Here is a 3868-nt window from a genome sequence, read left to right on the forward strand (position 1 = left end):
CCACCTTTGCTCCCGTCAGAATACAGCAGTGCCTTGTCCAAGTCAGGGCGGAACACCTCAAAATCCACAGTCTGGGAAAATGCTTCAAGTTGGTCACCAAGCCCACTCAACCGAGCAAGCCGCTCGTCAACATCAAAGAAACCAGACTGCTTCATCAACCATCCCCCCAATAATCACACAAGGTATGGAATCACAGCCAACAATTCAGAGCCAGAGGTTTGTCGAACCCTCCACCTTTACAAAAGATCATTTTTCCGCGTTGATTATACGCAGAAAATTTCTGAAATGTTTATATTGGAGAGCCATTTTAATGATCCCAATCAGAAAAATCTTATATGTCCATCCAATGTCTCTCCGTTTTTTAAAACTACTTATGAGCTGATTCTGTATTATAAACTGTATAAATTTATATCTTTCAGTCTTTGAAAATAGTGTCGAAATCATTTCCCTGAAGCTCGGGACATCACTCTTATTTATAAACTGCCCCATTCCGAAAATTTCATTGTGGCTAAGGGAATGATAGGCATTCAGGAGATCTGCATCTGTATCCTGAACAAGGTTTTTCCATATAACACAAGCATAGTCATGGAGGTCGTCACTTGAAATAACATGCGTTTCTATATTGTCAGACCATAACCTTGCGGCAAATAGGACTGCTTCCTGGAAATAGGACACAAAATCGTAAAAAACTTGGTTTTCATCCTGATCAACAAGACGTCCACTGATCATTCTCCCATGACGATCGAGATGGTAACCCAGAACAGATCCTGATGGTGAATTGCACAACATCTCGATCAACGAGACCGCATCAAGTAAGTGTATATTGCTCCGTGATTTATTTGCATCTGGACCAAAGGAAGATTTCTGACAGTTTTCCGGCTGAGGGTTCAGGAACATCTGTAATCCCAGATAGTAACCGAATATTTTCGTATTAGGAAACAGGAATGAAATATTATCCTGTATTGTTCCACGCCATCCTATATCAACTATTCCGATTCTGGAGGTTTCTTGTGTTAATCCTTTCTGACTTAAATAAGATAAGAGATTGTATTTTTTTTCATCAATAGATGACTGAATTATTTTTACGAATTCACTATCTCCAAAGAGTTCCTGAACACGTTTATCCTGCCACGGATAGATAATGTCATTTTCAGGAATAATATTATATTTCCGGCACAGGTTGCGACTGATCTCGGGATCAATCCCGAGGGTCTTGAATAATGAAAATATCGACTGTGTAGAGTAGAGATTCCATACACGCATCATCTCTGCGGTACTGACTTCCCTCAGGGATGCACAGAAAGTGGAAAGACGACTTACTTCAAGAACATCCGTCTGGGGAAGTCTTTGTCCGAAAAGTGTATTGTCTGGAAAAAGATGTTTCCATATATTTATATAAAATTCCCCTTCGCGTGTGAAAAAATATAATTTTTCAATATTGTCTTTCAATGATTGTTCAGCAATGTAAGTGACAAATCCTATAAGAAGAGGCGCTGAATTAAGGCCCAGTCTGTAAGCGGATTGTTTCTGCATACTTATATCAACAAGAAATGGATCGGCAGATTCCTGAATTTTTTCTGATATGTGTTGTATTACATTACATTTTCCATGAAAAATTTCTTCAAACTTCTGTCTTTTTTCATGCTCATCTGACGGCATAAAATGAACGCCTTCCAGACCAAGAGCCCGTGGCATCATGACGTCAGAATGAATATTATCTCCGATATGAACGTGTTCTTCAGGAGTAATATTATATTGAGAATGAACATAACTGAATAAACGACCTGAACGTTTGTTCAGACCCGTATCACATGAGCTAATTCCTTCATTTACAATAGAAGTCAAGCCATGATGATTGAGAAGACGCTTCAGATCTGTTGCCGGCATATAAAAATCAGAAAGGAAAATAGTCTTCTCTGCCGGATATTTCTTTATAAAATCTACAATATGAGGATCAGGATATGTATTATTTATCTCAAACTGGATCTCATATTCTGTAATTTCATCAGAAACATCAGGAATATTTATATCAGATGCGTTATTTAAGATGCGCGTAATGAGTACAGTCATGACATCAGAGTGAATATACTCACCATCACCGTCGCGTCGGGCTTCCTCACCCTCAATGGCACATCGTTCCCTGAAAATTCGGTTCTGGTCTTGAAATTCCGGCTTCAGATGATCAAAAAGACGTAGCAACAGGATGCGAGCAGAAGCTTTTTTGGAGTTGTCCGGATGGCATCTGCGTCTCAGAAGTGTGTCCCACACGTCCAAAGTCCGGAGTTTACGCATAATGACCTATCCTTCCATCAAGAAACGACGAACTTTCCGATAACAGCGTCGTAACAGATTCCGTAAGGGCAAAGGGAGAGACTGGAAGCGGGAATATGCTGGTCGGGGGATATGGCTGTAGGCAAGATCCGGCACGCTGTCTCTCCTGCAATCTGCAGTTATCGGTGGCTTATTATAAAGGGGGAGATCGGGTTCAAGCTGAGGGAAAACTCCCTGTTTGAGCTTCGAAAACGCCTCTAAGACAGTGTCCGTCTCATTCTGGAGCGTCCGCACAGCCATATACTCTATCCCAGCCTGAGACATTCTCTCTCGTTCTTCCGGATTATCGAGAAGCAGGAGCATGGCTTCCGCAAGGCTTTCCGGTGTCTGATCACTCAGACTGACAGCTTCCGGCGGCAGGTCATAAAAGTTATTATCCCGCCACAATTCAACGAGGGGCAGTCCGGCTGCCATCATTTCGAACGGAATACGTGACGGGTTGGAAGAGCTTAGGCACAGACCAATAGTGCATCTGTTATAAAGAGAATTACATTCTTCTAGACTCAGCAACCCCAAGTGCTGATGTTCAAACCAGATGTGACCTTTGTCCTGAGGAGAGGATCCGAAAAGATAAATCTGAACGTCAGGGCGTCTGTGCTTTACAATCCCCAGAGCTTCCAGTCCGATGTGGCTGCAGCGTCTCGGCTTGTCCAGCTGATAAATGAAGCAGATCGACTGCTCATGCCTTTTCTCTTCAAGAGGCCGGTAAATGTTCTGGTCCGCACCAAAATCGAAGTGGTAGGCAGGGACCTGGAACCGCTTTCCGAGTTCGTGTTTCAGCCATCGTCCGATTGTTATCGGAATGAGGCCGTAACGATAGGAATTTTCTGCGAGAAGATATGCGTCTCCCATGGGATTGAACATAGCTTCGTAATCCTGCACGAAATAACAGCGGATGCAGTCAAACGGGAGATTTCGCACAATAATCGCAGAATACCATATTGTTGCCACGGCAATATCCACGGTTTGGATATCCTGCCATCCAAAGGATACATATTTAAATTTGTATCCGAACAGGCGTTCAATCAGCTGAGATGCCTGTTTTTGATCTCCTGATCCTTCCAGATATATATGACAGGTGTCTCCGGCCTGCTCCATGGCATACGCATGCTGCAGCATAGTCCGATGGCCGCCGGATCCCTGAATTAAACTTGGGATAAACCATGCTATATGACTCATTGTCTGTATCCGATTCTCAGGATATTCGGAGAATGCATTTCGTTCCTGTAGTTTTTTAACCGGCCAACGCTTCAGAATGTTTTCTCCGAAAATTCAGACCGTTCCGATAAATTAAAATTTTTGCTTCTCATACCCCGTATTATCCCTGCAATCCAGAGGCATGCTCGCGATATAATGCCAACCAGTGTTTGACCTGACTCAGGAAGGTCTTCATTGGGTTAAAAATATGGACGCCTCTCCAAACCCCTTGGTTTAAGAGGACAGATGTGATTCCCTTTATTGAAGTATGATGAAGGGTTTTGGCGGATGAAACTGAAAGACGTGTCATTCGTGGCAAGAGAATCAGAACCACACGGCC

At 42.9% G+C, this 3868-nt stretch carries 3 protein-coding genes and 1 pseudogene; all 4 read right to left on the reverse strand.

Annotated features, from left to right (window positions below):
• Positions 1-155, reverse strand: a pseudogene (locus tag GOX01_RS12260) (IS5/IS1182 family transposase); the annotation flags it as partial.
• A gap of 91 nt (positions 156-246) precedes the next feature.
• Positions 247-2268, reverse strand: a complete 2022-nt coding sequence (locus GOX01_RS12265; protein WP_131973932.1) for an HAD family hydrolase — start codon at positions 2266-2268, stop codon at positions 247-249.
• A gap of 30 nt (positions 2269-2298) precedes the next feature.
• Positions 2299-3510: a glycosyltransferase family 4 protein gene (locus GOX01_RS12270; protein WP_062268741.1), complete on the reverse strand. Its 1212-nt coding sequence runs from the start codon at positions 3508-3510 to the stop codon at positions 2299-2301.
• Positions 3511-3649: 139 nt separating this feature from the next.
• The coding region (locus tag GOX01_RS13030; RefSeq protein ID WP_218023024.1) for a hypothetical protein at positions 3650-3868 on the reverse strand (219 nt) is incomplete at its 5' end.

It is taken from the genome of Gluconobacter oxydans (assembly GCF_006539685.1).
In the GTDB taxonomy this organism is placed as follows: Bacteria; Pseudomonadota; Alphaproteobacteria; order Acetobacterales; family Acetobacteraceae; genus Gluconobacter; species Gluconobacter oxydans.

Coding starts and splice junctions, on each gene's coding strand:
- GOX01_RS12270 (WP_062268741.1), bottom strand. CDS start 3,510: ATGAGTCATATAGCATGGTTTATCCCAAGTTTAATTCAGGGATCCGGC.